Here is a 21,554-nt window from a genome sequence, read left to right as displayed (position 1 = left end):
AGATACCCCATGAAAAAACTCGCCCTTAAAATCGACGTCGATACCTGGCGCGGCACCCGCGACGGCGTGCCGCGGCTGATGCACATGCTGCAGCAGCATCACGCCAAGGCCACGTTTTTGTTCAGCCTGGGCCCGGACCATACCGGCCGCGCGATCAAGCGGGTGTTCCGTCCCGGCTTCCTGTCCAAGGTGTCGCGCACCTCGGTGGTGGAGCACTACGGCATCCGCACCCTGCTCTACGGCACCGTGCTGCCCGGCCCGGACATCGGCAAGCGCGAGGCGGAACTGATGCGCGAAGTGCGCGCGCAGGGCTTCGAGGTCGGCATTCACACCTGGGACCACATCAAGTGGCAGGATTACGTCGCCGGCAAGGACGCCGCCTGGACCCGCGCCGAAATGCGCAAGGCGGCCGAGCGCTTCGAACAGATCTTCGGCGAGCCGGCGCGCACCCACGGCGCGGCCGGCTGGCAGATCAACGACGCGGCGCTGGCCTATGAGCGCGAACTGGGCATGCTTTACGCGTCCGACGGCCGCGGCAGCCACCCCTTCCTGCCGGTGGACGCCGCCGGCCAGCCCCTGGGCGTGCCGCAATTGCCCACCACGCTGCCGACGCTGGACGAATTGATAGGCCTGGACGGCCTCACCGCCGACAACGTCCATCACCATATCCTGGCGCTGACCGAAGAAGCGCCGGCCACCGGCCATGTGTACACCCTGCACGCCGAGCTGGAAGGCCTGCGTCTGGGCTATACCTTCGAGCATCTGCTGGTGGGCTGGCAAGCCCAGGGCTATCAGCTGTGCAGCTGCATCGAGCTGTTCAGCAGCCTGGACGCGGCCGCGCTGCCCGCCGGCCGCGTGGTGATGGGAGAGATTCCCGGCCGCAGCGGCACGCTGGCGCTGCAAGCCTAAGAACCAGTGCTCTATCTTTTAGGGCTGAAACGATAGCCCACCCAGCCGCCGCCCGGTTTCATTTCCCGGCCGGCGGCGTCTGCGCGGCCAGTTGGTCCAGCATCGCGCGCAAAGCATCCATGCGTTCGTCCAAGCCTTCCGCGCCGCCCTGCAACAGCATGCCCTCCAGTTCCCGCGCCAATTCCGCCAACTCGCGCTGCTCCATAGTCAAGGCCGCGCCGGAGATCCGGTGCAGATGCTGGCTGGCCGTGGACCAGTGAGCATGCTGGACCGCCCGCACCGCCTGGCGGTAATCGCGCTCGTTATGCTCGATGAACATCTGCCATAGACCGCTGACCTGGGGCGGAGATTCGACGGCCTCGGAGACCGGCGCCGCGTCCGGCAGCCACATGAGCAAGATATGCTGCAAATCCCTGAGCCGCAGGGGCTTGACCAGCACGCCGTTCATGCCGCTGTCCATGCACCGTTCCCGGTGCAGATCGTCATTGGCCGCGGAAATCGCCACGATGGGCAGCAAGGCGCCGCCCTCCTCGCGCTCCCATGCGCGGATGCGCCGCGTCGCCTCGTAGCCGCTGATGTCCGGCAGGCTGCAGTCCATCAGGATCAAGCGCACCTCCGGGTGTTCCTTCAGGATGGACAAGCTGCTCATGCCGGTGCTGGCCACCGTGGCGCGGCAGCCCAATTGGCGCAGCTGCTCGCAAATCATCAGCTGATTGGCCGGATGGTCTTCCACCACCAGCACCAGCTGCCCCTGCCCCACCGCCTGCGGCGGGCCGGAGGCTTCTTCCTCCGCAGCCTCCTTGACCAGCGCCGGCCCCAAACGCACCGGCAGCTTGATGGTGAGAATGGTCCCGGACGCGCCGTCGCTGTCCAGCGTGATGCGCCCCTGCATCAACTCCACCAAGCGCTTGCAGATGCTCAGCCCCAGCCCCGAACCGCCGAACTTGCGGGTGGCGACGGAGTCCGCCTGCACAAAAGCGTCGAAAATATTCTTCTGCGCCGCCAGCGGCACGCCTATGCCGGTGTCTATCACCTGGCACACCAGCACGCCGCGCTTGCGGCTTGATTTTCCGCGGCGCAAGTCCGCCTTCAACGTGACCGTGCCCTTGTCGGTGAACTTGATCGCGTTGGACATCAGATTGTGCAGCACCCGCTGCAAATGCGAAGCGTCCAGCCAGAAGGCGCGCTCCGGCAGTGCATGGACGTAGCGCAGCTCCAGTCCCTTCATCTTGGCCGCCAAGGCGTACAGCCTGACCTGGTCTTCCAGAATGGAGCCGACGTTGACGAAGGACGGGTCCAGGCTTTCCTGGCCCGCGTCCAGCCGCGAGGCGTTGAGAATATTGTTGAGCAGTTGCAGCAGGCTGCTGGCCGCCAGATTGGATTGCAGCACCAGCTCCCGCTGTTTCTCGCCCAAGGACATGGTCTGCAGCAGTTCGCCGGCGGCGATGATGGCGTTCATCGGCGTGCGGATTTCATGACTGACCACCGCCAGAAACTCGCTCTTGGCCGCTTCGCCCGTCCTCGCCTTGCGCAGCAGCAAGGTGGTGGTGCGTATCACCAGCAGCAGGACGAAGAACAGCAGCACCAGCAGGGTGCCTTCGCCGGCGTAACTCCTGAACACGCTGGAGACGGACGGCCGCGGCGCCACTTGCTCCTCCCAGGCGGAGCGGGCGGCGTCGACGTCGTCGGCCGACATCGTGTCCAGGCTGCGCCGCAGGATGGCGTAGAGCAAGGGCTGGTGCTTGCTGACCCCCATCCGGTAAATGGCGTAATAGCCGGGCAGCGCGCCGGAGCTGCTCAGATCGGGGAAACGATAATTCAGCAGGAAGCGCGCATAGCTTTCCGGCACCAGGCCGATGTCCGCCCTCCGGTCCTGGATCGCCAGCAAGGCCTGAGTGGGCGTCTCCGCCGCCACCAGGTCCGGGTTGGCGTGATCGCCCAGCAGCCAGGAGCGCGAGTTGTCGTTGAAGATGAAGGCGAGCTTGCGCCCGTGCAGATTGTCGTGGTCGAACACCACCGGGTAGTCGCGGCGCGTGATCGCCATCAAGGGCTGCGAGGAATACGGCTGGGTGAAGTAGTAATTCTTGTTCAGGTTCAGTTCGCCGATCGCGTCCTGATTGATGCTGGCCAGCATCATCGCCCGCCCATTGCCGCTGGCCTCGATCAGGGCTTGCGCCGAATGCACTTGCACGATATTGAAGCGCAAACCGCTTTTCTCGCTGACGTACTGCAGGAAAAAAGCCTCGACCCCCTTGTAATGGACGTTGCTGTTCTTGCGCTTGGCCGCCGGTTTGGACCTGAGCACGTACACGTCCACCACCGGATTCCGGCTGGCCCAGACCTCTTCCTCCCGGCTCAGCGGGATCTTGCTGCCCTGGTCGGCGCAAGCGGACAAAACGCCGCACAGGACGAGCAGGCCGCTCAAATGTTGAAATCGCACCGCTACTCCAATTTGGAGTTCAATAAAAACAACTCCCTGTCCGTATTGATGCCCAGTTTCTGGAAAGCCGCTTTTTTCTGAGTGCTGACCGTCTTGATGCTGCGCGAGAACTTCTCCGCGATCTGGCTGGTGCTCATGCCGTCCAGACAGCAGCGCACCACCTCGCGCTCCCGCGGCGACAAACGCGCATACGGGTCCAGCGTCCGCCCCTCCTCCAGCTTGATGTCGCCCGACAGCAAGAGATTCATCTCGCTCATCATCTTGACGGTCAGATACACCCGCCCGGCATAAACGCTGTGGATGGCGCCCGCCAGCGCGTCCACCGGCTGCGACTTGCTGAAAAAACCCCTGGCGCCCGCGCGCAGCATCAGATTGACCGTTCCTACCAGGTCCACCGACGACAGCACCAGGACCTTGCACTCCGGATAACGGACATTGATGGACTGAATCAGGTTCAGCCCGTCCACCTCGTTGCTGCCCAGGGAGAAATCCATCAACAAGACATCCGGCAGCCGCTTGCGGAAAACCGCCAGCAACTGGGTGCTCTGCGCGAAACTGCCGACAATCTCGAACTCCGGGTATTGCTTGAGCTTGGCCTCCAGCCCCACCCTGACCACGTCATGGTCATCCAGAATCATCAGCGATATTCTTTTTCTCATGCCGTTCTCGTTAAAGTTGACCAATTCGCTTCCCGCCGCATCCCCTGTCCCGGCGGAACGCCTTGGGGCCGCGCCTAATCGCCCGCGCCGCGCGCGCTCCACTCCTCCGGCGCCTGCCGCGCCAGCTCTATATAACGCGACGGCGCCATCGGGCGGTACAGGCCGAAGCCCTGGCCGGTCTCGCAGCCCATCTCCCGCAAGGCCTTGACGTGGCGTGTGCTCTCCACGCCCTCGGCCACCACCTGCAGATTCAACTCCTTGCCCAGCAGGATGGAGGAGCGGACGATTTCATAATGCCGCGAGCTCTCCAGCATCGAGGCGACGAATAATTGATCAAGCTTCAAGGACGAAAACGGCATGGCGGACAACATCTTCAGCGAGGAGATGCCTATGCCGTAATCGTCGCAGGCAATGTCGAAACCATTGGCGCGCAGCTGGTTCAGCGCCACCATCAAATCGAGTCCGATTTCCGGCTCCAGGTTTTCCGTCAGCTCGATCACCAGCAGCGAGCGTTCCAGCTTGGTCTTGTCCCAGCGCATGGTGATCTCGCGCACGAGATTGGGCGACGCCAGGGTGGCCGCCGACGCGTTGATGGAAATCGGCAAGCGCACGCCCTTCGCGTTCAGCGCCTGCTGGGTGGAGATCACCCCGCTGAGCACATGGAAGAACAGCAGCAGATCCAGGCCCAGCTTGCTCACCACCGGCAGAAACACCGATGGCCGGATATTGCCCCGCGTCGGGTGCATGCAGCGCGCCAGCGCCTCGGCGCCGACCACTACCCCGTCGCTCAAGCGCACCTGCGGTTGCAGGTCTATCGAGATATTGCCTTTGGAGCACAAGGCCTCGATCACCTCCTGCTCGCTGAAAGGCCGGGTTCCCAAGCGCCCCGGCACGCCGTTGACTCTGGCCGCCTCGGCCATGGCCGCGCGCGCCAGTTCAACCTGGCGCAAAAACTGCGCGCATTCGCCGTCGTCCATGGTCGGATGCGCCGCCCAGACGTAGTTGAAGCCGGCCTCGCGCGCCAGCCTGACGTGCGACTCCTGCAACAGCTTGCCCGCGGCGCTGTGCCACAACAGCATGGGCGCGTCGGCCAGTTCGCCGCGACGCACGCCAGCATGCACCTTGGCGATCAATTCGGCGCCGCCGCCGTCCGGCATCTGAATATCGCACACCAGCAAATCCACCGGCTCGCGCAGCAATTGCTGTTCCGCCTCACGAATATGGCCGCAATGGCGAATATTGCGAATGCCGGCCTGCGACAGCATGCGCTGAAGGCGCTCATTGTCCCGCGATGATCCGGACACCACCATGACATTAAGATTTTCCATGGATTCCCTACCATTTGGAATACCGACAGCTGAATATCCGCCACGCCCGCGTTGGCGCGCTGTCACGTTTCAACATCCCAAAAAGCATACGATTGATCAGCTTAATTTCCGGACTTGCTTTAGCTAATTCGATAATGACAATGTGGCGGCACATTGCCGGAAGGACGCGGCCAAGGTCAATGAATCTAAAAAAATCATTCAAGGCCGAAAACCCGGTCCGGCAAGCTTCTCCGCCCTCGCCCGGCAGCGGCGGGAAACCACGCTGCCGCTGCCCGCTTAATTGACATCGCCAAGCAAGAGCCGTCATTCAATGAGCCGGCCATATCGGTTCAATTCACAGCGCGCAGCACACCCGCGCGTCCTATGGTCATCGTTCCGGAGACGCCTGCTCGGGTGTGGAATCAAACTGAATCACGCCGTTCTATTTAGGGCTTGTAGACGCCATGATAAGAAAATCCGCTGAAATCAAATATAGGATTTATCTTAAAAACAAATCCAATTGTCATTTTTGTTTTTTAAATATATTTACAATATAAAAACAGGAATCAATTAAACATTAAAAACCGGCATCATCACGAATGGAAAGCGTCAAACACACACGCGGACTCCAAGCGGCATGGACAAACGCGGCCGGCAATGGATTGAGAAAGGGAAACAATAAGCGCCGGGGAGCGAGCGCGAGACCAGGCCTTATGGCGCAGCAAGCGGAATCGCAAAGAGAGAATGGGCATGGCTAAGCTGAACTCGCCGTACAAGGCTTTATCCGCGCAGCGGACTTTGAACAGCTTAGAGCAGGACCAGGCGGCAACGCCCCCTGGCCTGAAATCTGGCGGACGGTTTCGCGCCGGGCCTCTAAGCCGGCGCGGCAAGACTCCGCGGGCGGTCAGCCGCGCTTGTTCAGGCGCAGGGTCAGGGTCAACTCGCCCTCGCCGTCGTTCTGCGACTGGATATTCTTCAACGTGATGCCCGTGGGCAGCAGCACGCTGATGCCGTGGCCGACGCCGTACTTGGACAGGGTTTTTTCCAGCTGCCGCGCCATGCCCTTGGCCGGCAGCTTCGCCTCCTCGTCCAGCGCGAAGCCGTAGGATTCGGCGGCGGAGCCCATGGCCTGGTCCACCTGCTCGCGCGGCACGAACTTCTCGGCGGCGCTGGCCAGTTGGCGGGCCGACACGTCTTCCTCGCTGCTCACCAGATTGAGGAATTCATCCTTGAAGCGCGCCTGTTGCAGCGGGTCCTCTATCTCCTCCGACAGCTGCTCCACCACGCTGGCCATCATCTTGCTGCTGGACGCCTTGTCCGGCACCCGCATCGCTTTCAGGAAATCGTCCAGCCAGAACTTGGCCTCGCGGCTGAGCCGGTCCACCGCGTAGACCGTGGGGCCGTGCTCCAGGATCAGCGCGCCCTTGTCGATCAAGCGCGGATTGATGCCCGAGGCGTGGCTGATGTCGAACACATCGCCGGACTCCACCACGGTGAGGAAGTCGTCGCGGATTTCGGACTTGAACACCCCCAGCGCGCGCAGTTCGCGATCGCCGTCGTTGAGACCGGAAAACAGGATCACCAGCAAATCGCCGGCGTTGATGTTGGGGTGCTGCGAACGCGCGTACAAATGCTTGGCGATGCGCTGGGACACCGCCAGGAAATCCAGCTCGCCGCGGAAGAACTGCCGGGTGTAATGGTAGATTTCGTTCAGATTCAGGTCGGACTCATGGAAAAACTGATGCTGGCGCTTGTCCGACACAATGTTCTTCAGATAACCGCCCAGCAACAGCGAGGACACTTCCTCGTCCACGGAGCTGGCCCGCTCGGACAGGCGCGCGCCCTCGCCGCGCGCGGCATTGCCCACCCGGTGCACCACCAGCCGCTCCACCCTGCATTCGCCAATCGCCAACATTTCCGCGCTCCCGCCTAAAAATCGAATGCGCGATTATTGCCACTGCGCCCGGGCTTGGCAACCGCGAAAGCGGCCGGCTATTCCGGCAAGGCCAGCGGATCGTCGGTCAGGGAGTCCGCCAGAAAGTCCATCAGCAGCCGAACCTTGGGCGACAGCTGGCGGTTATGCGGCGTCAAAGCCCAGATGCCCTCTTCCGGCTCGCGGTAATCGGCCAGCACCTCGATCAGCTCGCCGCTGCTCAAATAGGCGGCGACGTAGTAATCCGGCAATTGCGCCAGCCCCAGGCCCAGCCGCGCCGCGTGCGCCAGCGCGTGGCCGCTGTTGCAGCGCAAGCTGCCCTTGATCCGCACCTGCCGCCTGCGGCCGCCGTCCAGCAGATGCCAGTGCTCGCCGCTCAAAGACAGGCAGTTGTGGCGCTCCAGGTCCGCCGGTTCCAAGGGCGCGCCGCAGCGCTCCAGATAGGCCGGCGCCGCGCAGACATGGTGCCGGCGCGAGGCCAGCCGCCGCGCCATCAGCGTGGAGTCGCTCAGATGGCCGATGCGGATCGCCAGATCGTAACCGTCCTGCACCAGGTCCAGCACCTCGTTGGACAGGTTCAAGCTCGCCTCCAGCTGCGGATGGCGTTGCAGGAAACGGGTCAACAGCGGCGCGATATGGCTTTGGCCGTAAGCCAGCGGCGCGGTCAGCTTGAGCTTGCCCTGCGGCTGCGCCTGATGGCGCGAGATCGCCTGTTCCGCCTCCTCCAGCGAATCCAGCAGCTGCCGGCAGTGGCGCAGATACAACGCGCCGATCTCGGTCAGCGCCTGATGGCGGGTGGTCCGGTACAGCAATTTGGCGCCCAAGCGCTGCTCCAGCTGCGTGACCTGGCGGCTGACCTGGGCGACGGAAATGCCCAGCGCCAGGGCCGCCTTGGTGAAACTGCCCTGTTCCGCCACGCTGACGAATTCGCAGATGCCTTCCCAACCCAACATTATTCCACCTCGGAAAAAATCATTTACCAATTGCCACGATTATCTATTCAAACCCGAGAAATACAATCAAAGTTTTGCCGTCGCCCGGCCTATGGCCCGCGGCGGCGATCCAACACCAAGGAGGGCTCATGAGCCAGGACATCATCAAGTGCAAGGCCGCCGTGGCCTGGGCCGCCGGCCAGCCGCTGAGCATAGAAGAAGTGGAAGTGCAGCCGCCGCGCGCCGGCGAGGTGCGGGTGAAGATGGTGGCCACCGGCGTCTGCCACACCGACGCCTTCACCCTGTCCGGCGAAGACCCGGAAGGCGTGTTCCCCTGCATCCTGGGCCATGAAGGCGGCGGCGTCGTCGAATCCGTCGGCCCCGGCGTCAGCAGCGTGGCGGTGGGCGATCACGTGATCCCGCTGTACACCCCGGAATGCCGCGAGTGCAAATTCTGTCTGTCCGGCAAGACCAATCTGTGCCAGAAGATCCGCGCCACCCAGGGCAAGGGCCTGATGCCGGACGGCAGCACCCGCTTCTCCAAGGACGGCAAGCCCATCTATCACTATATGGGCACGTCCACCTTCGCCGAATACACGGTGCTGCCGGAAATCTCGCTGGCCAAGGTCAATCCGGCCGCGCCGCTGGAAGAGGTCTGCCTGCTGGGCTGCGGCGTCACCACCGGCATGGGCGCGGTGATCAACACCGCCAAGGTCAAGGCCGGCGACAGCGTGGCCATCTTCGGCCTGGGCGGCATCGGCCTGTCCGCCATCATCGGCGCGCGCATGGCCGGCGCCGGCCGCATCATCGGCATCGACATCAACGAGAGCAAGTTCGAGCTGGCCAAAAAGCTGGGCGCCAGCGATTGCGTCAACCCCAACGATTTCGACAAGCCCATCCAGGACGTGATCGTGGACATGACCGACGGCGGCGTCGACTTCTCCTTCGAATGCATAGGCAACGTCAAGGTGATGCGCGCGGCGCTGGAGTGCTGCCACAAGGGCTGGGGCGAATCGGTGATCATAGGCGTGGCCGGCGCCGGGCAGGAAATCTCCACCCGCCCGTTCCAGCTGGTCACCGGCCGGGTATGGCGCGGCTCCGCCTTTGGCGGCGTGCGCGGCCGCAGCGAGCTGCCGGACTACGTGGAGCGTTATCTGAAGGGCGAATTCCGCCTGGACGACTTCATCACCCACACCATGCCGCTGGAGCGCGTCAACGAAGCCTTCGATCTGATGCACGAGGGCAAGAGCATCCGTTCCGTGATCCATTACTGAGCCGGAGAGCCGCGTGAACCTGGAAAACATCAGCGCCAACAAATCGTTTGGCGGCTGGCATCGGCAGTATCTGCATGATTCGACGACGCTGGGCTGCCGGATGCGCTTCGCCGTCTACTTGCCGCCGCAGGCCGGCGCCAACCGGCGCGTGCCGGTGCTGTACTGGCTGTCCGGCCTGACCTGCACCGACGAGAACTTCATGCAAAAGGCCGGCGCGCAGCGCGTGGCCGCGGAACTGGGAATGGCCATCGTCGCGCCGGACACCAGCCCGCGCGGCGCGGAGGCGGCGGACGACGAAGCTTTCGATCTGGGCCAGGGCGCCGGCTTCTACCTGAACGCCACCCAGGCGCCGTGGGACCGTCACTACCGGATGTACGACTACGTCAGCCGGGAACTGCCGGCGCTGATCGAGGCCAACTTCCCCGTCACCGGGCTGCGCGCGGTGGCCGGCCACTCCATGGGCGGCCACGGCGCGCTGATCTGCGCGCTGAAGCGTCCGCAGGACTATGTCTCGGCATCGGCGTTCAGCCCCATCTGCCACCCGGTCAACGCGCCCTGGGGGCAGAAGGCCTTCGCCGCCTATCTGGGCGAAGACCGCGCCGCCTGGGAAGCCTGGGACGCCAGCCTGCTGCTCAAGCACGCGCCGCGGCAACTGCCCCTGCGCGTGGACATTGGTCTGGCCGACAGCTTTCTGGACGTACAATTGCAACCTGAGGCGCTGGAGAAGGCGGCGCGGGACTGCGGCTACCCGCTGGAACTGCACCGCCACGCCGAGTACGACCACAGCTATTACTTCGTCGCCAGCCTGATCGAGGAGCAGTTGCGCTTCCACGCGCACCACCTCGGCTTGTGAGACGGCGGAACGCAAAAAAGCCAGGCAGAGCCTGGCTTTTTTGTTGAATCTGGTGGAGGGAGAAGGATTCGAACCTTCGAAGGCAGAGCCGTCAGATTTACAGTCTGATCCCTTTGACCGCTCGGGAACCCCTCCAGAGAGAGGCGGATAATATAGCTCCGCGGCGACGGCGTCAATCACCTGCGCGCAATCCCCTCCGCCGACGCGCCGTCTCCAGCCGCGGATTTGGCAAATCTGCGCGCGCGGACGCTCAAGCGCGCCAAGAAAGCGCGCCGTGCCATTGGCATGATCTCGCCATCGGGGACACGCCCCGACATACGGAGACAAGCCATGCAGACCCTTTCTCTCGCCGCCCTGTGCCTGAGCCTGGCCGCCGCCTTGCTGGCGCAGCCGGCGCTGGCCGCGCCCAAGCTGCAAAAAGCACCGCACCAGGCGCAAGCCCGGCCGAAACAAGCGCCGCCGCCGCGGCAATGGCAACAGCGTCCGCCAAGCGACGCTCAATCCCGCTACCAGTTGCCGGACGACCGCACGGTGATCGGCAAGCCCAAAAGCAAGCTGATCCGACGCGCCGCCGTCGCGCAATGCCCGGATGTCGGCGCCATGGCCGGCTACAGCGGCGCGGCCTTGGCCAACTACCTGGCCGGCCTGCCCGACTACACCTGCACCTACGGCCTGTTCTCGCTGGACAACAAGCTGGCCGCCACGCTTTACAGCGCGGCCAATCTCAACGCCGTCGCCGGTCGCTTCGCTCAGGAGGCCGCCGCCTACAACGCCGGCTCCATGGCCCTGGTCAACCTCACCCTCTACCTGCGCGCCGGCTACTACCTGGCCAGCGGCGGCGCCTTGCCGGCGCTGGACCCCAATCTGCTCTCCGTGCTGCGTCCCGGCATCAAGCAACTGGCCGACGGCAACGCGCTGTTCTCCGCCAACGCCCAGGCCTCCACCACCGCCGGAGAGGTGATGAAGCTGATCACCAATATGGCGGACGAGGCCTATTATCTGCCCAGCATGCGCGCCATCGTGCAGCGCTACACCAATAGCGCCAGCCAGCCCAACGCCGCCCAGTCCCTGCGAGAAACCACCGCCAACCAGGGCTTCACCGGCGCGCTGACCGTGTTCTTCTACGCCCACGGCCGCGCCAACGCCGCGCCGCTGCTGCAGAACGACGGCAGCTATTCGGCGGCGCTGACCCGCTTCGCCCTGGCCAACAAGAGCAGCCTGCTCGGCACCGAAAGCGCCTTCCAGCTGGGCGACGCCACCCGCGAAGGGCTGCGCTTCATGCAATACCCGGCGCTGAAGCCGGCGATCAAGCCGCAAGCCCAGGCCATACTGTCCGGCAGCAGCATGAGCGGCAACGACAATGAGCTGTGGCTGGCCGCCGCCGAAGCGGTCAAGTATTACGACGCCGCCAACTGCGCCGACTACGGCACCTGCAATTTCGAAACCCGGCTCGCCGACGCCATCCTGGTCAACCGCTACACCTGCAGCGCCAGCATCCGCATCCGCGCCCAGGAAATGAGCGCCGAGCAACTGCAGTCCTCCTGCGCGCTGCTGCAAAAAGAAGAGTCCTATTTCCATCAGATGCTGCAGACCCGCAAGCAGCCGGTGGCCAACGACAACAACAGCTCGCTGGAAGTGGTGGTGTTCGACGACTACAACAACTACGCCAAATACGCCTCCATCATCTACGGCATCAGCACCGACAACGGCGGCATGTATCTGGAAGGCGACCCGGCCGCGGCCGGCAACCAGGCGCGCTTCATCGCCCACGAAGCCTCCTGGCTGCGCCCCGCCTTCAAAGTCTGGAACCTGGAGCACGAATACATCCACTACCTGGACGGCCGCTTCGACATGTACGGCGACTTCGGCGCCAGCACCCGTCTGCCCACGGTCTGGTGGATTGAAGGGCTGGCCGAATACCTGTCGCTGGGCAACGGCAACCAGCCGGCCATCGACGCCGCCCGCAGCGGCAACTACACCTTGAGCCAGATCTTCGGCAACACCTACGACATGACGGACTACGTGACCCGCGCCTATCGCTGGGGTTATATGGCCACCCGCTTCATGATGGAGCGCCATCGCGGCGACGTGGACGGCTTCCTCGCCCGCTTCCGCAGCGGCGATTACAACGGCTACCGCAGCCAGGTCCAGCTGATAGGCAGCCGCTACGACGCCGAGTTCGCCAGCTGGGCGCAAAGCGCCACCACCGCCGGCCAGCCGCCCTTGCCGTCCGAGCCCGGCCTGCCGCCGTGCAAGGAGGCTTCGCCCAGCTATCTAGGCAAGAACTGCTCCATCGGCGGCCTTTCCGCCTCCGCGTCCGGCGCGGCCTACGCCACCATCCTGCTGCCGGCCGGCGCGCGCAACCTCAAGCTGTGGACCAGCGGCGGCAGCGGCGACGTCGATCTCTACGTGGCGCTGGACCGCTACCCGACGCCCGGCAATTACGACTACGCGTCCGCCGTCGCCGGCAACGAGGAAAGCGTGGCCATCGCCGCGCCGCAAACCGGCCGCTGGTACTACCTGACGCTGCAGGCGCGTCAGCCCTTCGCCAACGTCACGGTCAGCGCCAGCTACGACTAAGAGTCCGTTTACGATCTGCGGCGCGCCGCGGGGCCTTACGCGGCGAGTACGGCTTTGAAACGCTCATGTGCCGTTTGCACATCCCGCTTTCTCGGCGGTTCTCGCCTTGCCCCGCCCTCGCTCGCGAGACCGTGAGCAGGCTCCCAGGCCGGTTCAAAGCCCGGCGCCCGCCTCGCCAAACCAAGCCGCCGCGGCCCGTCCGCGGCGGACTTGCAAAATGGGTTGAATTAATGCATTTTGTTTTCAAACAATGCTTAATGAATGACATCAAGATTGGATAGCCCGGTCCGCCTCAGGCGGCCGGCTGTTTCCTTGGAGCGCAACACACCGTAAACCGCTTAAAAGGCCGCCCGCCATGTCCATGCCGCCGCAACGCCCCTACATCGTCAGCGATCTGAACGCCATGCAGGCGATGGCGGCCTTGTTCGATCAGTTGCCCGACGTGGTGTTCGCGGTCAAGGACCTGGACAGCCGCTACCTGGCCTTGAGCGAGGGCTGCGTCGGCCGTTGCGCGCTGCGCAACAAATGGCAGGCGGAAGGCAAGACCGCGCACGAATTGTTTCCCAGCGCCATGGCCAACCGCTACCGCAGCCAGGATTTGCAGGTGTTCTCTGAACGGCGGCCGGTGCGCAACCGGCTGGACCTCACCGTCTACCACGACCGCGCGCCCGGCTGGTGCCTGACCAACAAGCAATCGCTGCACGACCCGGACGGCCGCCTGCTCGGACTCGTCTGCATCTCCAAAGACCTGACCGAACTGACCCGCGAAAAACTGCTGGACGAGCGCTTCGCCGCCTGCGTCGATCACATCCAGACCCATTTCGACCGCCCCTTGCACCTGGAGGAGCTGTGCGATCTGTCCGGCCTCAGCGTCGGCCAGATGGACCGCCGCATGAAGCGGGTGTTCCAGGCCAGCGTCGGCGAATTCATCCGCCGCACCCGGATGGAAGCCGCCTGCCACGCCATCCAGCACAGCGGCCGGCCGCTGGCCGACATCGCCGCCAGCTGCGGCTTTTCCGATCAAAGCGCGCTGAACCGGCTGTGCCGGCAAATGTTCGGCCTCAGTCCGCGCCAATTGCGGCTGCGGACGCCGCCCGCCGCGGCGACCATGGGCGCGGCCGCCTGGGCCGCCAGCCCCTGACCAGGCCGTCGCGCGACGGACTTCGCACGGATTTCCGGAACGTGTTTACGGTCTCGCGAGCTAAGGCGGGACAAGGCGAAAACCGCTAAAGGAGCGGAGTGCGCATACGGCGCGTAAGCATTTCGTAGCCGGTTTCAACGCCCTTTATCTATTCATCCCGCCAACGCGCAGCAGACATCGAACGGCTTCTCAGGCCCCGCCCCGCCAGGCCGCCACCGTCGCCACGCTCTGCCAGGCCGCGCGCAGAATGCGCTCGCAGGCCGCAAACGGCGCCTTGCCGCCGTCCAGCATCCCGTACATGCCCTCGAACAAGCGCACCAGGAACTCCGCGGCGATGCCCACCTCGATATCCCGCGGCAGCTCGCCCTGGGCGATGGCACGCCGCAGCTGGCGGCGCACATAGTGCATGGTGGCGCGGTCCATCAGTTCGCGGCGGCGCAGGATGCCGCGGTTCTCCCGGTTGCGCTCGCACTTGTGGTACAGAAACTCCGTCACCCGCTGCGCCGGCCCCGGTTCGTGGAACTGGCGCAGGTAATACATGCCCACCGCCACCAGGGTCTCGCCCGCCGACGCCCGCTCCGCCGGGAAACGCAGCGCGTCCAGTTCAAACACGCGGTCCACCATGGCCCGGCACACTTCCATCTTGTTGTCGTAATGCCCGTAGACCGCGCCGCGCGACACCCCCGCCTCGTCGGCGATTTGCGCCATGGTGGCGTTGGCCACGCCCTGCCGCAGAAACACCCGCTCCGCGCCGTCCAGGATCGCGTCCCGGGTTTTTTGCGATTCTTCCTTGGTTTTCCTGGCCATATCCGCCTCTGAACTTTTCCCCGAATGCTACCTCAAAGGATTAATTAATCAAGCGTGATTGATTAATTAAACGGACGACACTCGACGCGCTCAAGGCAAGGCGCGCCGGCCTGGCGTCCCTCGATCTTTTGAAACTCTTCTTAGGCACTACCCATGTCACACACAACGACAAACCACCGCGATCTGGACACGTTGCCGGTGTCCAAACTGTTCTGGCAATACACCATTCCCTCCCTCGCCGGCATGCTGGCCACCGGCCTTTACGTGGTCATAGACGGGATCTTCGTCGGCCACTTCGTCGGCAGCCACGGCCTGGCGGCCATCTCGCTGGCCTACCCGCTGGTGATGATGCAAGTGGGCCTGGGCGCCATGCTGAGCATGGGCGCCGCCACCCGCATCGCCATTTTGCAAGGCGGCGGCGACTATGATCGCGCGCGCTCCACCCTGCTGGCGGCGCTGGCGCTGCTGGCCCTGATCAGCCTGGCCATCCCGCTGCTGGGCCTTACTTATCTGGACACCCTGCTGCAATGGCTGCAAGCCGACAAGCAGCCTATCGTGATGGCGGAAGCGCGCAACTACCTGCAATGGATGCTGGGCGGCGCGCTGTTCACCATGGGCCAGATGGTGGCCACCTATCTGCTGCGCAACGACGGCCGCCCGCGGCTGGCCACGCTGCTGATGGTGATAGGCTCGCTGTTGAACGTGGTGTTCAATTACCTGTTCGTCGGCGTGTTCAAGCTGGGTCTGGCCGGCTCGGCCCAGGCCACCTTGCTGTCCGAATCGGTGGTGATGCTGGGCGGCCTCGGCTATTTCTTCACCCGCCACGCGCGGCTGCGCCTGCGCTTGACGCACCTGCGGCTGGACTGGCGCTGCTGCGGCCCCGTCCTGGCGCTGGGCCTGTCCAGCCTGCTGATGGAGTTCAATCTGGCCTTGCTGATGTTCGCCCACAACTTCCAGCTGCTGCGCTGGGGCACGGACCTGAGCGTGGCCGCCTACGCCACCGCCGGCTACAGCGAGGCCTTGTTCACCCTGGTGGTGCACGGGCTGGCGGTGGGCCTGCAGCCGCTGCTCAGCCACTCCACCGGCGCCGGCCGGCCGGAACGCACCCGCGAAGCGCTGCGCTACGGCCTGCGCGTCACCCTGCTGCTGGGGTTCACCGCGCTGGCGGCGGTGCAGCTGTTCCCCACCCTGATCGTGCGGATGTACAACAGCGAAGACCTGGCGCTGATCGCCGCCGGCAGCCACGCGCTGCGCCTGCACTTGCTGGCCATGCCCTTCGACGGCCTGGTGATCATCGGCATTCTCGCGCTGCAGGCGATGGCGATGACGCGGGCGGCGCTGCTGCTGACCATAGGCAAGACCCTGTTGCTGCTGCCGGCCTTGTGGCTGTTGCCGCTGTGGCTGGCGCTGGACGGCGTCTGGCTGGCGATGCCGCTGGTCAATCTGCTGCTGGGCACGGCCGCCGCACTGGCCTTGTGGAGCGCCTTGCGCCGGCTGAAACGCGAAGAGAAGCCGGCGACCGCGGCCTGATCGCTTCCGTTCTCAACCAATGGCCGGATTTCCGGCCATTTTTTTTAGACATTGGCGAACCGGTTCCAATTGCCATTGTCTATATCCTTCGCGCGCACGTCGCGCCTCCTTGCTCTTGCCCCCCGCTTCGGCCCCCGGCCGCGCCCCGCCGCGCTTAAAGCCTGCTCCACGTCTCAGACAAGGCGTTGAACAGCGTCTTAAGGCGTGTTTACGATCTCGCGAGCTAAGGCGAGACCAGACCTTGCGGCTGAGAAAGCGGAATGTATAGGGGGGTACACGAGCATTTCGAAGGCGCACTCGCCGTGTGACGTCTCACGACGCTCAGCAGATCGTAAACAGGTTCTTAGGGGTCGCGGGATCCCGGGCCGATTCGTATAGTGATAGCACCCGTCTGTCGGCGCCCGCGCCGCGGCTTGACTCCAACCCGTCAATAACAAGGAAAACAATGTCTCTGACCACCATTCCCCGCTGGACCGTCGCCGCCCCGCTTGTCGCCTGGGCCGCAATCGTGGCAGCGCCCACCTTTGCCGCCTCCGCGCTGTTCACCGCCTTGCTGGCCGTCTTGCTGGCCGGCACCGTCTTCGCCGCCGTCCATCACGCAGAAGTGGTGGCGCACAAGGTGGGCGAACCGTTCGGCACGCTGATCCTGGCGCTGGCGGTGACGGTGATCGAAGTGGCGCTGATCGTCTCCTTCATGCTGGCCGGCGGCGAAAGCAAGCTGGCGCTGGCGCGCGACACCATTTTTTCCGCCATCATGATCACCTGCAACGGCATCGTCGGCATCTGCCTGCTGCTGGGCGGCCTGCGCCATCGCGAACAGAACTTCCAGCTCAGCGGCGCCAAGGTGGCGCTGACCGTGCTGGCCGCCATCTCCGTGCTGGCGCTGGTCTTGCCCAATTACGGCACCAGCGAGCCCGGCCCGCTGCTGTCCTCCTCGCAACTGGCCTTCACCGGCGTGGTGTCGCTGGTGCTGTACGGCGCCTTCGTCTTTGTGCAGACCATACGCCACCGCGACTACTTCCTGCTGGAAGGCAGCCGCAGCGAGGACGAACACGCGCCGCCGCCGTCCGTCAAAGTCACGCTGACCAGCCTGGCGCTGCTGCTGGTCTGCCTGGTGGGCGTGGTCAGCCTGGCCAAGCTGCTGTCGCCGTCGATCGAAGGCTTCGTGGCCGCCGCCGGCGCGCCGGCCGCCGTGGTGGGCATCATCATCGCCGCCCTGGTGCTGCTGCCGGAAGGCCTGGCCGCCGCCAACGCCGCGCGCGCGGACCGGGTGCAGACCAGCCTCAACCTGGCGCTGGGCTCGGCGCTGGCCTCCATCGGCCTGACCATTCCCACCGTGGCGATGATCTTCGTGGCGATGGGCGAGCCGCTGATCCTGGGCCTGGAAAACAAGGAAACCATCTTCCTGGTGCTGACCCTGCTGGTCAGCTCGATGTCGCTGGCGGTGGGCCGCACCACCATTTTGCAGGGCATCGTCCACCTGGTGATCTTCGCGTCCTTCGTGTTCTTCGCCATCAGCCCCTGAGCGCCTGCTGTACGCAAAACAAAACCGCCAACCGTTGCCGGCTGGCGGTTTTTTCATTGGCGGACCTGGTTCTCAGAACCGGTTCATGATCTCGCGAGCTAAGGCGAGACAAGGCGAAAACGGCTGAGAAAGCGGAGTGTACACACGGTACATGAGCATTTCGAAGCCGGTACTCACCGTGTGACGCCTCACGACGCGCAGCAGATCATAAACAGGTTCTCAGGCCCGCATCGCTTCCAGCACCTTGGCGCTGTCCACAATCTGCACGAACTTGACGATCTGGCCGTCCCGCAGCGTGTAAATGTGGGCGAAAGAGGCGACGAAGCCCTTGCCGGTGGCGCGGTAAACGCCGTGGTAGAAGCCCTGGGCGATCACATGCTCGCCGGCGTCGTAGAAGCTGTCCACCGCCGCGCGGTAGCCTTCCCACTCGCGGCCCAGCCGCTCGTGCACGTTCTTGACGATGGACTCCGCGCCGACATAGGTGCCGGCGTAAGGGAAGCCGGCGGCTTCGGTCCATTCCGCGTCCGGCGCCAGCGCGGCCAAGAGATTGCGGCCGTTGGCCTCGGAATCGCCTTCATAGGTGGCGCGGACGATGTCCACATTGCTCAGGTGGCCCTGGCCCGGGGTTTGATTAGCGTTCATGGTGTTCCATCCAAAAATCGGTTTGCTCATGCCCTTCCTTCATTGCGGCAACACACAGCTGTCCGGCCCGCAAGCCAGCGTCTCCGCCGCGGCCGGCGCCGCGCTGGACGCGGCCTGGCTCAGGCGGGCGCGCCAAGCGTCCGGCCGGCCCAGATAAGCGCCCAGGTCCAGCACCGTCAGCCGGCCGTTTTCCTCCAGCGCCAGCGTGGGGAAGCCCTGGCCGCCCACTTGGGCCAACAGCCGGCGGCTTTCCTCGAAGTGGGCGTCGGTGGCCGAGCCTTCCAGGCGATGGTAAGCCGCGGCGAAAGCCTCCGCGTCCAGGCCGATGTCGGCGGCCAGTTCGGCCAGCACCGGGAATTCCGCGATACGGCGGCCTTCCACGAAGTGGGCGCGCTGGATGCGATGCAGCAGTGCCAGCCCGCCGCCGGCCGCTTCCTCCGCCGCCAGCACGGCGGTGGTGGGCGGCGCGGAATCCATCACCGCGCCGTGGTCCTTGAGCAGGCCGTCGAAATACGCTTCGCCGAAAGGCTGGCCGGAGACTTCCGCGATGCGGCGGTCGTGCGGCAGCACGAATTGGCGCCACTCAGGGCTGACCCGGCGGCGATTGGCGCCCACCATCATGCCGCCACCGTGCAGCGCCACCGTCAGGCCCGGCACGCCGCGCGCGGCTTCCAGCAAGGGCGCGGCGCCGTAGCACCAGCCGCAGAGCGGATCGAAAATAGTGTGCAAAATAATGCCGGACATGGCGGTTTCCTTTCTTGCGCCGCCCGCGACGCGGGCGGCCATACATTCAAATCATCAGACGTAGAAAGCATCAAGGGCGGCAAACGAATCCTGAGGCAAGGCGCGCCGACGCCGGCTGTACATGGAGTACGGCAAGTCGGCGCCGCGCAGCATCAGGACTTTCGCTGGCTGCCCTCAGAGCCTTATTGCGGCCACTTCATCTCGCCCTTGAGCACCTTGGCGCTCAGTTCCAGATCCGCCACGCCGTCCAGCTTCGGATAACGCTGCTTCATCGCCGTCACCAGCTCGGCCGAGTTCTTGGCCTTGGGCAGTTCCGCTTCCAGCGTTTTCAGGTAGTCGCTGGTGAACTTCACCGAAGCCAGGGTATGCGGCGCGTTGTTCAGGAAATGACCGGGCACCACGACCTTGGGCTTCAACGCCTGCAGGTTTTTCAGCGACTTCTGCCAGTCGGCGCGGTCTTTCGGGGTTTGGGTGTCCGCGGTCCAGACATGCATATTGCCGTAGGTCAGCACGCCGCCCATCGCGGTCTTGATCGACGGCGCCCAGATATAGGTGCGGTCCGGAGTCGGGCCTTTCAGACCCATGACCTGCAGTTTCTGGCCGTCCACTTTCAGGGTGTCGCCCTGGATGGGTTCCGGCACGATCACGGTCTTGGGCGCGTTGTCCTTCAGGATCGGGCCCCAGTAGGCCATCTTGCCGTCCTTGGAAGCCTTGATCGCTTCAATGGTGGCGGCGGTGGCCAGCACCTTGGCGTCCGGAAAAGCGGCCTTGATCACATCCAGGCCAAAGTAGAAGTCCGGGTCCGGATGGGAAATGAACACCGTGGTCAGCTTCTTGCCGCTGGCCTTGACCTTGGCCACCAGGGCCTCGGCGTCGTTGCGCTGGAACTGGGCGTCGATCAGCACGGCCTCGCTCTTGCCGGTGACCAATTCCGAGGACACCGGGAACAGGCTCTTGGCGCCGGGGTTGTAGACATCGACTTTCAAAGCGTCGGCCTGGGCGAAGGCGGCGGACATCAACAGGGCGCCTGCTACAAAGCTGCCGGAAATGCGGTGTTGGATCATGATGGTTTCCATTTGGTGAATTTGAGATCGGTCGGCTTGGTAGCAAGCCTGATGTGAATCATAGATTGCTATTTTCGAATCAAAAACCGGATAATAAGCAATGGTTAGTTGCATGAATCGAGCGAATCATGGATAGGATCACCGCGGCGCAAGTGTTTGTGACCATTACCGAACGCGGCAGCCTGGTGGCCGCGGCGGATACGCTGGACATGTCGCGGGCGATGATCACCCGCTATCTGGCGGAAATGGAGGAATGGGCCGGCACCCGGCTCCTGCACCGCACCACGCGGCGGCTGAGCCTGACTCCGGCCGGGGAGGAGACGCTGGCGCGTTGCCGGCAGATGTTGGAAATCGCCGGGCAGATGCCGGCGGCCAACAGCGCGGACCCCGGTCAGCCGCAGGGCCTGCTGCGCATCAGCTGCGCGCAGTCTCTGGCTCAGGACGCGCTGGCGGCGGCGGTGACCGAGTTTCTGCGCCGCTATCCGCAAACCGCCATCGATCTGCAGATCAGCAACCGCGCGGTCAATCTGGTGGAAGAAAGAATCGATCTGGCCATCCGCATCACCAATGCGCTGGACCCCAGTCTGATCGCGCGGCCGCTGGCCAGTTGCGCGTCGGTGATCTGCGCCTCTCCCGCCTATCTGGCCGCCCACGGCGCGCCCAAGCGGCTGGAGGATTTGTCTCTGCACAACTGTCTGACCTATTCCTATTTCGGCAAGAGCTTGTGGCGTTTCCAGCGTCACGGCGAGCAGTTGGCGGTGCCGGTCAGCGGCAATCTGAGCGCCAATGAGTCCATGGTCTTGTTGTCCGCCACCGCGGCCGGCGCGGGCATCGCCTTGCAGCCCTTGTATTCCGCCGCGCCGCTGATCGCCAGCGGTCAGTTGGTGGCTTTGTTGCCGGAGTACCAGCCGCAGGAGTTGGGCATTTACGGTATTTACGCTTCGCGCCGGCAGATGCCGGCCACCTTGCGGGCGATGCTGGATTTTCTGGTGGAGCGGTTCGCCAGCGATCCGGCCTGGCAGGCGCGTACCGCTGGCGGCTGAGTGGGGGACTGTGAACGCTTCGCTGAGCCGAATATGGCAGGTGCAGCGTTTTTTAATGATTAATCTGTTGAATCCGCTACGCGGATATTGATTTAGGTGCCGCTTTCCGCGCGGCAAACGGGGAGGGGGCGGGCCGCCGCCCCCTTCCAGCCCCCCTCGTCCCCCAGGACG

At 64.3% G+C, this 21,554-nt stretch carries 17 protein-coding genes and 1 tRNA gene; 8 read left to right on the top strand and 10 right to left on the bottom strand.

The features are described from left to right. Window positions 1-9: 9 nt before the first annotated feature. Window positions 10-909, top strand: coding sequence for a 4-deoxy-4-formamido-L-arabinose-phosphoundecaprenol deformylase (locus ACODRW_RS15330; protein ID WP_488906102.1), 900 nt, complete (start codon window positions 10-12; stop codon window positions 907-909). A 58-nt stretch (window positions 910-967) separates the two neighbouring features. Here the strand turns inward: ACODRW_RS15330 and ACODRW_RS15325 are convergent, their stop codons facing one another. The 5 genes from ACODRW_RS15325 to ACODRW_RS15305 all read right to left on the bottom strand — a co-directional run bounded on the left by ACODRW_RS15325 (window position 968) and on the right by ACODRW_RS15305 (window position 8,201). Further along, complete coding sequence (locus tag ACODRW_RS15325; protein ID WP_488906101.1) at window positions 968-3,349, bottom strand: ATP-binding protein; 2,382 nt, start codon at window positions 3,347-3,349, stop codon at window positions 968-970. Between the two features lie 2 nt (window positions 3,350-3,351). Next, the gene (locus ACODRW_RS15320; protein WP_146176722.1) at window positions 3,352-4,008 is read right to left on the bottom strand and encodes a response regulator transcription factor; all 657 of its coding nucleotides are present in this window, start codon (window positions 4,006-4,008) and stop codon (window positions 3,352-3,354) included. Between the two features lie 74 nt (window positions 4,009-4,082). Continuing rightward, window positions 4,083-5,336 (bottom strand): EAL domain-containing response regulator, encoded by a 1,254-nt coding sequence (locus tag ACODRW_RS15315; RefSeq protein WP_227105357.1) that lies wholly within the window; start codon window positions 5,334-5,336, stop codon window positions 4,083-4,085. A gap of 883 nt (window positions 5,337-6,219) precedes the next feature. Next, a complete protein-coding gene (locus tag ACODRW_RS15310; protein WP_227105359.1) occupies window positions 6,220-7,230 on the bottom strand; it encodes a nucleoid-associated protein in 1,011 nt (336 codons plus the stop codon). 77 nt (window positions 7,231-7,307) lie between these two features. After that, a complete protein-coding gene (locus ACODRW_RS15305; protein WP_235086081.1) occupies window positions 7,308-8,201 on the bottom strand; it encodes a LysR substrate-binding domain-containing protein in 894 nt (297 codons plus the stop codon). A gap of 128 nt (window positions 8,202-8,329) precedes the next feature. Between ACODRW_RS15305 and ACODRW_RS15300 the strand changes: the two genes are divergently transcribed. After that, the gene (locus ACODRW_RS15300) at window positions 8,330-9,454 is read left to right on the top strand and encodes an S-(hydroxymethyl)glutathione dehydrogenase/class III alcohol dehydrogenase (protein ID WP_486636009.1); all 1,125 of its coding nucleotides are present in this window, start codon (window positions 8,330-8,332) and stop codon (window positions 9,452-9,454) included. 19 nt (window positions 9,455-9,473) lie between these two features. After that, window positions 9,474-10,307: an S-formylglutathione hydrolase gene (fghA, locus tag ACODRW_RS15295; protein WP_488906154.1), complete on the top strand. Its 834-nt coding sequence runs from the start codon at window positions 9,474-9,476 to the stop codon at window positions 10,305-10,307. A 50-nt stretch (window positions 10,308-10,357) separates the two neighbouring features. Here fghA and ACODRW_RS15290 read toward each other — a convergent pair. Next, window positions 10,358-10,442, bottom strand: a tRNA-Tyr gene (locus ACODRW_RS15290). A gap of 195 nt (window positions 10,443-10,637) precedes the next feature. On the opposite strand from ACODRW_RS15290, the gene ACODRW_RS15285 reads away from it, so the two are divergent. Both ACODRW_RS15285 and ACODRW_RS15280 read left to right on the top strand, forming a co-directional pair. Further along, window positions 10,638-12,887: a M9 family metallopeptidase gene (locus ACODRW_RS15285; protein ID WP_488906100.1), complete on the top strand. Its 2,250-nt coding sequence runs from the start codon at window positions 10,638-10,640 to the stop codon at window positions 12,885-12,887. A 355-nt stretch (window positions 12,888-13,242) separates the two neighbouring features. Continuing rightward, on the top strand, window positions 13,243-14,028 hold the full coding sequence (locus ACODRW_RS15280; protein ID WP_488906099.1) for a PAS domain-containing protein: 786 nt from the start codon (window positions 13,243-13,245) through the stop codon (window positions 14,026-14,028). A gap of 189 nt (window positions 14,029-14,217) precedes the next feature. Here ACODRW_RS15280 and ACODRW_RS15275 read toward each other — a convergent pair whose 3' ends face one another. Then, window positions 14,218-14,835 carry a TetR family transcriptional regulator gene (locus ACODRW_RS15275; RefSeq protein WP_107800805.1) on the bottom strand — a complete coding sequence of 206 codons (618 nt, stop codon included), beginning with the start codon at window positions 14,833-14,835 and terminating at the stop codon, window positions 14,218-14,220. Between the two features lie 153 nt (window positions 14,836-14,988). On the opposite strand from ACODRW_RS15275, the gene ACODRW_RS15270 reads away from it, so the two are divergent. Both ACODRW_RS15270 and ACODRW_RS15265 read left to right on the top strand, forming a co-directional pair. Further along, window positions 14,989-16,365, top strand: a complete 1,377-nt coding sequence (locus tag ACODRW_RS15270) for an MATE family efflux transporter (protein ID WP_227105367.1) — start codon at window positions 14,989-14,991, stop codon at window positions 16,363-16,365. A 445-nt stretch (window positions 16,366-16,810) separates the two neighbouring features. Further along, window positions 16,811-17,890 (top strand): calcium:cation antiporter, encoded by a 1,080-nt coding sequence (locus ACODRW_RS15265; protein WP_107800807.1) that lies wholly within the window; start codon window positions 16,811-16,813, stop codon window positions 17,888-17,890. Between the two features lie 219 nt (window positions 17,891-18,109). On the opposite strand, the gene ACODRW_RS15260 is transcribed toward ACODRW_RS15265, so the two are convergent. From ACODRW_RS15260 to ACODRW_RS15250, 3 genes are all read right to left on the bottom strand, one after another. After that, complete coding sequence (locus tag ACODRW_RS15260) at window positions 18,110-18,532, bottom strand: nuclear transport factor 2 family protein (RefSeq protein ID WP_488906098.1); 423 nt, start codon at window positions 18,530-18,532, stop codon at window positions 18,110-18,112. 39 nt (window positions 18,533-18,571) lie between these two features. After that, window positions 18,572-19,276, bottom strand: a complete 705-nt coding sequence (locus ACODRW_RS15255) for a DsbA family protein (RefSeq protein WP_107800808.1) — start codon at window positions 19,274-19,276, stop codon at window positions 18,572-18,574. Between the two features lie 182 nt (window positions 19,277-19,458). Beyond that, on the bottom strand, window positions 19,459-20,340 hold the full coding sequence (locus ACODRW_RS15250) for an MBL fold metallo-hydrolase (protein ID WP_107802004.1): 882 nt from the start codon (window positions 20,338-20,340) through the stop codon (window positions 19,459-19,461). A 128-nt stretch (window positions 20,341-20,468) separates the two neighbouring features. Between ACODRW_RS15250 and ACODRW_RS15245 the strand changes: the two genes are divergently transcribed. After that, window positions 20,469-21,383, top strand: a complete 915-nt coding sequence (locus ACODRW_RS15245; protein WP_107800809.1) for a LysR family transcriptional regulator — start codon at window positions 20,469-20,471, stop codon at window positions 21,381-21,383. The last annotated feature ends 171 nt before the right edge of the window (window positions 21,384-21,554 follow it).

The organism is Chromobacterium sp. FG89 (assembly GCF_057808735.1).
The sequence above is the reverse complement of the archived record's forward strand: the minus strand, read 5'-3'. Positions and strand labels throughout refer to the sequence as shown.

What these genes read in the sequence shown, in the direction of transcription:
- ACODRW_RS15300 (WP_486636009.1), top strand. Translation starts at nt 8,330, where the DNA reads ATGAGCCAGGACATCATCAAGTGCAAGGCCGCCGTGGCCTGGGCCGCC.
- ACODRW_RS15285 (WP_488906100.1), top strand. Translation starts at nt 10,638, where the DNA reads ATGCAGACCCTTTCTCTCGCCGCCCTGTGCCTGAGCCTGGCCGCCGCC.
- ACODRW_RS15245 (WP_107800809.1), top strand. Translation starts at nt 20,469, where the DNA reads ATGGATAGGATCACCGCGGCGCAAGTGTTTGTGACCATTACCGAACGC.
- ACODRW_RS15330 (WP_488906102.1), top strand. Translation starts at nt 10, where the DNA reads ATGAAAAAACTCGCCCTTAAAATCGACGTCGATACCTGGCGCGGCACC.
- ACODRW_RS15250 (WP_107802004.1), bottom strand. Translation starts at nt 20,340, where the DNA reads ATGATCCAACACCGCATTTCCGGCAGCTTTGTAGCAGGCGCCCTGTTG.
- ACODRW_RS15260 (WP_488906098.1), bottom strand. Translation starts at nt 18,532, where the DNA reads ATGAACGCTAATCAAACCCCGGGCCAGGGCCACCTGAGCAATGTGGAC.
- ACODRW_RS15265 (WP_107800807.1), top strand. Translation starts at nt 16,811, where the DNA reads ATGTCTCTGACCACCATTCCCCGCTGGACCGTCGCCGCCCCGCTTGTC.
- ACODRW_RS15280 (WP_488906099.1), top strand. Translation starts at nt 13,243, where the DNA reads ATGTCCATGCCGCCGCAACGCCCCTACATCGTCAGCGATCTGAACGCC.
- ACODRW_RS15315 (WP_227105357.1), bottom strand. Translation starts at nt 5,336, where the DNA reads ATGGAAAATCTTAATGTCATGGTGGTGTCCGGATCATCGCGGGACAAT.
- ACODRW_RS15305 (WP_235086081.1), bottom strand. Translation starts at nt 8,201, where the DNA reads ATGTTGGGTTGGGAAGGCATCTGCGAATTCGTCAGCGTGGCGGAACAG.
- ACODRW_RS15275 (WP_107800805.1), bottom strand. Translation starts at nt 14,835, where the DNA reads ATGGCCAGGAAAACCAAGGAAGAATCGCAAAAAACCCGGGACGCGATC.
- ACODRW_RS15310 (WP_227105359.1), bottom strand. Translation starts at nt 7,230, where the DNA reads ATGTTGGCGATTGGCGAATGCAGGGTGGAGCGGCTGGTGGTGCACCGG.
- ACODRW_RS15270 (WP_227105367.1), top strand. Translation starts at nt 14,989, where the DNA reads ATGTCACACACAACGACAAACCACCGCGATCTGGACACGTTGCCGGTG.
- ACODRW_RS15320 (WP_146176722.1), bottom strand. Translation starts at nt 4,008, where the DNA reads ATGAGAAAAAGAATATCGCTGATGATTCTGGATGACCATGACGTGGTC.
- ACODRW_RS15255 (WP_107800808.1), bottom strand. Translation starts at nt 19,276, where the DNA reads ATGTCCGGCATTATTTTGCACACTATTTTCGATCCGCTCTGCGGCTGG.